Source organism: Mesorhizobium sp. M7D.F.Ca.US.004.01.2.1 (genome assembly GCF_003997785.1).
In the GTDB taxonomy this organism is placed as follows: Bacteria; Pseudomonadota; Alphaproteobacteria; order Rhizobiales; family Rhizobiaceae; genus Mesorhizobium; species Mesorhizobium loti.
In genome coordinates this window covers 1-6,638 of record NZ_RZRQ01000322.1, presented here as the reverse complement: position 1 = coordinate 6,638, position 6,638 = coordinate 1, and the positions used below count along the sequence as shown (strand labels likewise).

Here is a 6,638-nt window from a genome sequence, read left to right as displayed (position 1 = left end):
AAACAGCTGTTCGGCTCTGGAATACCAGGGCTCGAATTCCTCATAGGAAAACGGCCAGGCCGGCGAGACGCCGCCGAAATGCTCCATGGCCGCAAAGTCCTCTTTGCGGTAGCGGATCAGCACCGCGCCGTAGAATTTCGAATTCCCGCCGACATAGTAGTAATTGCCGGGATTGAAGGCGGCACCGCCGGCCTCGCGCCACATCTCCTTCGGCCGATAATGGCCGTCGACGAAGATCGAGCGCGTGTCGCGTGCGTGCGGCGTCGCCGGCAGCGGCTCGCCTCGTTCCAGCATCAGGATCGAGGCGCCGCTGCCGGCAAGGCCGGAGGCGATCGTGGCGCCGCCAATGCCGGAGCCGATGATGACGATGTCCGGATTTGTCATAGCCGTCAGCGAATGCGGTTTTCGGTCGCCGGATCGAAGAACACCGCCTTGGTCAGATTGAAGGCGAGTGGCGTGCTGGTGCCCGGCTGGATGTTGGCGTCGGCGCGCAGCCGCGCCACCACGCCCTTGCCGCCGAGATTGGTGACGGCGAAGGTGTCCGAGCCTGCCGGTTCGACGACCTCGATGTGGCAGTCGGCGGTGGCGATGTTCGACGCGTTGCGCTCGGCACCTTCCGGATCGGTCAGCGCTTCAGGGCGGACGCCGAAGATGATCGGCTTGCCCTGGAATGCCGACAGGCCCGCCGGGGCATTGGCCATCGGCAGATTGATCGGCTCGCGCGCCTCGCGCTGCAGCACGACGGACAGCGCGTTGCCGTTGGTGCCGATCGTCGCCGGGATCAGGTTCATCGCCGGCGAGCCCATGAAGTCGGCGACGAAGAGATTGGTCGGGTTGTTGTAGATTTCGGCCGGGGTGCCGAACTGCTGCACCTCGCCGTCGCGCATGACGGCGATCTTGGTCGCCAGCGTCATCGCCTCGATCTGGTCGTGGGTGACATAGACGATGGTGGTGCCGGTGGTGGCGTGCAGGCGCTTGATCTCGATGCGCATGTCGACGCGCAGCTTGGCATCGAGGTTGGAGAGCGGCTCGTCGAACAGGAACAGTTTGGGGTCGCGCACCAGCGCCCGACCCATGGCGACGCGCTGGCGCTGGCCGCCGGAAAGCTGGCTCGGCTTGCGCTGCAGCAGGTGACCGATCTGCAGCACCTTGGCCACCTTGTCGATTGCCTTCTGGCGCTCCGCCGCCGGCACGCCGCGCATCTCCATGCCAAAGGAGATGTTTCCGGCCACCGTCATGTTCGGGTAGAGCGCATAGCTCTGGAACACCATGGCGATGTCTCGCTTGGAGGGATGCAGATCGTTGATGGCGCGGCCGTCGACGCGGATTTCGCCCGAGGTGATCGTCTCCAGTCCGGCGATGGTGTTGAGCAAGGTCGACTTGCCGCAGCCGGATGGGCCGACCAGCACCAGGAAGCCGCCTTTCTCGAGTTCGACATCGATCCCTTTCAGGATCTCGACCTGGCCGAAGCGCTTTCTCAGACCATCAATTTCCAGAAAAGCCATCAGATTATCCTTTGACGGCGCCAGCCATGAGACCGCGCACGAAGTAGCGGCCGGCGAGCACGTAGACGAGAAGGGTGGGCAGTGCCGCGATCATCGCGGCGGCCATGTTGACGTTGTATTCGACGACGCCGGTCGAGGTGTTGACGACGTTATTGAGCGCCACCGTCATCGGCATCGCGTCGCCGGTGCCGGCGTAAGCCGAGGCGAACAGGAAGTCGTTCCAGATGTTGGTGAACTGGTAGATGACGGTGACGACGAAGATCGGCATCGAATTCGGCAGCATGATGCGGCGGAAGATCTGGAAGAAGGAGGCGCCGTCGACCTGCGCCGCCTTGACCAGTTCGGTCGGGAACGCCTCGTAGTAATTGCGGAAGAACAGCGTGGTGAAGCCGATGCCGTAGACGACATGAACGAAGACGAGGTTGACCGTCGGGTTGCCGAGGCCAAAGCTCGTTCCAACCGAGTTCTGCAGCGTGACGCCGAAGCGGCCCAAGCTGCCGAGGATGGTCGCCATCGGCAGCAGCACCGACTGGAACGGGATGAAGCAGGCGAACAGCATCAGCCCGAACACCAGCGTTGCGCCGCGGAAGCGCCATTTGGTCAACACGTAGCCGTTCAGCGCCCCGAGCATCGTCGAGATCAGCACGGCTGGAACCACCATCTTGATGGAGTTCCAGAAATAACCCTTGATGCCGGCGCAGGTGAGACCGACGCAGGTCTCGCCCCAGGCCTTCAGCCATGGGTCGAAGGTCGGCGCCTTGGGCAATGCCAGCATGTTGCCGTTCTGGATCTCGTCCATGGTCTTGAACGAGGTCACCAGCATGACGAACAGCGGCATCAGGTAGAACAGCGCAAACAGCGCCAGCAGCCCATAGATAACGATGCGGTTGATGATCTTGACGTTGACGCCGCCAGAGGCCTGGCGGGCGGGAGTGGTGACAGCGCTCATCGCGGCTTCTCCCGCAGTTCCGAATAGAGATAGGGCACGATGATGGCGACGATGGTCATCAGCATGATCACCGCACTTGCCGAGCCGACGGCCATCTCGTTGCGCTTGAACGTGTATTCATACATGAAGTTGGACGGTAGCCAGGCCGAGCCGCCCGGCCCGCCGCTGGTCAGCGCCACGACCAGATCGTAGGATTTGATGGCGAGGTGCGCGAGCACGATGAAGGCCGACAGGAAGATCGGCCGCAGCAGCGGGATGACGATGCGGCGATAGAGCTGGAAGGTGGTGGCGCCATCGATCTGCGCCGCCTTCATGATCTCGCCGTCGATGCCGCGCAGGCCGGCCAGGAACATCGCCATGATGAAGCCGGAAGCCTGCCAGACGCCGGCGATGACCACCGTGTAGATGACGAAATCCTTGTTCTTGATCCAGTCGAAATGGAAGCTCGTCCAGCCCCATTGATGCAAGGTCTGCTCGAGGCCGAGGCCGGGATCGAGGAACCATTTCCAGGCGACGCCGGTGACGATGAAGGACAGCGCCATCGGGTAGAGGTAGATCGGCCTCAGCACGCCTTCGCCGCGGATCTTCTGGTCGAGCAGGATGGCCAGGAACAGGCCGAGCGCCAGGCAGATGAAGATGTAGAGGAAACCGAAAATGCCCATATTGGTGATCGACGTGTACCAGCTTGACGGCGGGTCGGTGTCGAAGGTCCAGCCCCACAGCCGCTGATAGGCGCGCGAGCCGGTGATGACATAGGACGGGAAGGTCTTGGAATTGGTGAAGGATAGATAGATCGTCCACAGGATGAAGCCGTAGACGAAGACGATGGTGATGGCGAAGCTCGGCGCCAGAACGATCTTCGGCAGGGCGTCCTGCAAGCGCGAGCGCACCGAGGCGCGGTGCCGCTCCGGCGTCAGCTTGATCTGGCTTGTCGCTACCGTGCTCATGGGGCTCCTCCCGTCGACGCGAGGCCAACCAGGTTCGCGGATATTAGTTCGCGGATTTGGGCCTTCCCCGCCGGAGCGGGGAAGGCGTTTTGGGTGTGTGGCGCTTACTTGGCGTCGTCGATCGCCTTGACCAGCTCGGTCACGGCCTCGTCCGAGGTCTTGATCTGACCATGGACGAACTTGGAGACGACATCCTTGTAGGCATTGGCGACCGCCGGAGGCGCGCCATAACCCTGGGCCAGCGAGCCGAACAGCGTGCCGCCGTCATTGGCTGCCTTCAGGTCGGCGATGCCCTTCTTGCCGCAAGCGTCGAAGTCGGTGTCCGGAACGTCGGTACGAGCCGGAACCGAACCCTTGACGACGTTGAAGGCCGACTGGAAGCTCTTCGACAGGGTGGCGGTGGCCAACGCGACCTGGGCGGCCTTGCGGTCGTCCGGAACGTTGAACATGCCGAACATGTCGGAGTTGTAGATCACCGAGCCGTCGGTGCCCGGGAAGCGATAGCACAGGAAGTCCGTGCCCGGGGTTTTCTTGGCGGCGTGGAACTCACCCTTGGCCCAGTCGCCCATGACCTGCACCAAGGCATCGCCCTTGATGACCATGGCGGTGGCAAGGTTCCAGTCGCGGCCCGAGAAGTTCGGGTCGACATAGGTGACGAGCTTGGCCAGGTTGTCGAACGACTTCTTCATCGTGTCGGATTTGAGCGAAGCGTCGTCGAGGTCGTTGAAGGCCTTCTTGTAGAACTCAGGTCCGCCAGTCGACAGCACGACCGAGTCGAACATGGTGGCTTCCTGCCAGTTCTGGCCACCGAGAGCGAGCGGGATCACGCCTGCCGCCTTGGCCTTGTCGAGCAGGGCCACGAAGTCGTCGAAGGTCTTCGGCTCGGTGCCGCCGATCTTGTCCATGACGGCCTTGTTGATCCACAGCCAGTTGACCGAGTGGACGTTGACCGGAGCCGCGACCCACTTGCCTTCATAGACAGAGAACTTCTGCAGGGCTGCCGGAACGGACTTGTCCCAGCCTTCCTTCTTCGCCGTCTCGGTCAGGTCGCCCATGACGCCGGCGGCGGCATAGTCGAGCACGGTGTAGCCGAGCATCTGCGAGGCGGTCGGATAGTTGCCAGCGGCAACCATCGCCTTCAGCGCGGTCATGGCAGCGTCGCCGCCACCGCCGGCGACCGGCACGTCTTTCCAGGCGTAGCCTTCCTTGGCCAGATCACCCTTGAGGACGTTGAGAGCAGCCGCTTCGCCGCCTGACGTCCACCAATGCAGCATCTGGACTTCCTTGACGTCCTCGGCATGGGCCGCGAAAGCCAGACCCGATGCGAGCGCCGTTCCGATAAGCAGTTTGCGCAACATGTACTTCCTCCCTTGTTGCATCTACACGACCGGCGGATGCCCGCCGGGTTCTTCTCAACTCAGCCGACCCACCATCCGGTGCGCTGGCCGCGATGAAACTGGATTGTCTTTTCCTCGGTATAATCCTCGACGGCACGCTTGCCGAGTTCGCGTCCGAGACCGGACTGCTTGTAGCCTCCGAAAGGCAGCTCGGGATAACCTTCCATGAATGTGTTCACCCAGACGGTCCCCGAACGCACCCCACGCGCCACCGACATGCAAGTGTCGATGCTGGCGCTCCACACGCCCGCCGACAAACCATAGGGCGTGTTGTTGGCGATGTGCAACGCCTTTTCAATCGATTCAAAAGTCAACACCGAGAGCACCGGGCCGAATACTTCCTCGCGCGCTATGGCCATATCCTCGGTGACGCCGCGGATGATGGTGGGATCGAGGTATTGGCCGGCATTGGAGGCCAGCTGCTTGCCGCCGCTGTAGACGCTGCTGCCCTCGGTCGCGGCTGACGCCACGTAATCTGCCACCTTGGCCAGGTGGTCGGATGAGATCATCGCGCCAACCTTGGTTCGGTCATCGAGCGGATCGCCGACCGTGACCCTGGCGGTGAGCGCCTTGACGGCGCTGAGAAAATCGTCGGCGATCGCCTCATGTACGATCAGCCTGCTGCCGGCATTGCAGCATTCGCCGGCGTTGAAGAAGCCGCCGAACACCGCCGCGTCGGCGGCCGCTTCGAGGTCGGCGTCGGGGAAGACGATCTGGCCGTTCTTGCCGCCAAGCTCCATCGAGACTTTCTTCAGCGATTGCGCAGCCGAGGCCATCGTCATCTTGCCGACCCGGGTGGAGCCGGTGAATGACACCATCTCGACCAGGGGATGGCCGACCATCGGCGCACCGACATCGGCGCCAAGGCCGGCGAGGATGTTGACGACGCCGGCGGGCAGGCCGGCCTGCATCAGGATATCGCCGAGCACGAAGGTCGAGGCTGAGGTCATTTCGCTCGGCTTGACGACGGCCGTGCAGCCGGCGGCAAGCGCGAAGGGCAGTTTCTGGCTGACGATGAGGAACGGGAAATTCCACGGCGTGATGATCGAGACGACGCCGATCGGTTCGCGCAGCACGACGCCCAGCATGGCGTCGCCGAGATTGGCGTAGGATTCTCCATGCAGTGTGCGGGCAAGCGAGGCGGCATAGCGCCAGATGTCGACGGCGCCACCGATCTCGCCGCGTGCCTGGGCGATCGGCTTGCCGGATTCCAGCGCGTCGAGCCGGGCGATGTCTTCCAGCCGCGCCTCGATCAGGTCGGCCGCCTTGAGCAGGATCGCGGCGCGCTCGGCAGCCTTGATGCGCGGCCATGGGCCGGTCTCGAAAGCCCTGTGCGCGGCCTGCATTGCGGCTTCCACTTCGGCCTCGCCGGCCTGCGCATAGTGCGAAACGGTGAAGCCGTGGCCGGGGCTCTGGCGCGCAATCGTACGGCCGTCGCGGGCATCGACATGCTTGCCGTCGATCAGCAGCTTGTACCCCTTCGGCGCCTGGGACGCCTCGGCCGGCATGGAAATCTTGAGGGGTGCGTTCATGTGTTTCCTCTAGGATCTCGAAAAGGCCGGCTTCTGCTTGGCCTTGAAGGCACCGACACCGGCCTTGAGGTCGCCGGTCATGGCGATGAAGCCGCTGGCCAGCGCTTCCGTGGCGGCGGCGCTTTCCTCACCTTCGGCGACCGCGATCATCAGCTTGGCGGCTTCCGTCGCCAGCGGTCCGCGCTCGGCGATCTTTTCGGCCCAGGCCTTGGCTTCGTCATGTGCCTTGCCGGTCTCGACCACCCGATCGACCACGCCCAGGGCCAGCGCTTCAGCCGCGAGAAGGATCTCGCCGCCCAACGCCATGC

At 63.4% G+C, this 6,638-nt stretch carries 6 protein-coding genes and 1 pseudogene; all 7 read right to left on the bottom strand.

Features of this window, described 5'->3' with window-relative positions; translation table 11 throughout:
- Positions 1-384 (bottom strand): annotated as a pseudogene (locus EN993_RS28920) (GMC family oxidoreductase); the annotation flags it as partial.
- Between the two features lie 5 nt (positions 385-389).
- Positions 390-1,505 carry an ABC transporter ATP-binding protein gene (locus tag EN993_RS28915; RefSeq protein ID WP_109659232.1) on the bottom strand — a complete coding sequence of 372 codons (1,116 nt, stop codon included), beginning with the start codon at positions 1,503-1,505 and terminating at the stop codon, positions 390-392.
- 4 nt (positions 1,506-1,509) lie between these two features.
- Positions 1,510-2,454 carry a carbohydrate ABC transporter permease gene (locus EN993_RS28910; RefSeq protein WP_109659234.1) on the bottom strand — a complete coding sequence of 315 codons (945 nt, stop codon included), beginning with the start codon at positions 2,452-2,454 and terminating at the stop codon, positions 1,510-1,512.
- Positions 2,451-3,401: a sugar ABC transporter permease gene (locus EN993_RS28905; protein WP_109659236.1), complete on the bottom strand. Its 951-nt coding sequence runs from the start codon at positions 3,399-3,401 to the stop codon at positions 2,451-2,453. The genes EN993_RS28910 and EN993_RS28905 overlap by 4 nt, the downstream gene beginning before the upstream one ends.
- 104 nt (positions 3,402-3,505) lie before the next feature.
- Positions 3,506-4,759, bottom strand: coding sequence for an ABC transporter substrate-binding protein (locus EN993_RS28900; protein ID WP_056595179.1), 1,254 nt, complete (start codon positions 4,757-4,759; stop codon positions 3,506-3,508).
- Between the two features lie 59 nt (positions 4,760-4,818).
- Positions 4,819-6,330, bottom strand: a complete 1,512-nt coding sequence (locus tag EN993_RS28895) for an aldehyde dehydrogenase family protein (RefSeq protein WP_127265482.1) — start codon at positions 6,328-6,330, stop codon at positions 4,819-4,821.
- Positions 6,331-6,339: 9 nt separating this feature from the next.
- The coding region (locus EN993_RS28890; protein ID WP_245469000.1) for an enoyl-CoA hydratase-related protein at positions 6,340-6,638 on the bottom strand (299 nt) is incomplete at its 5' end.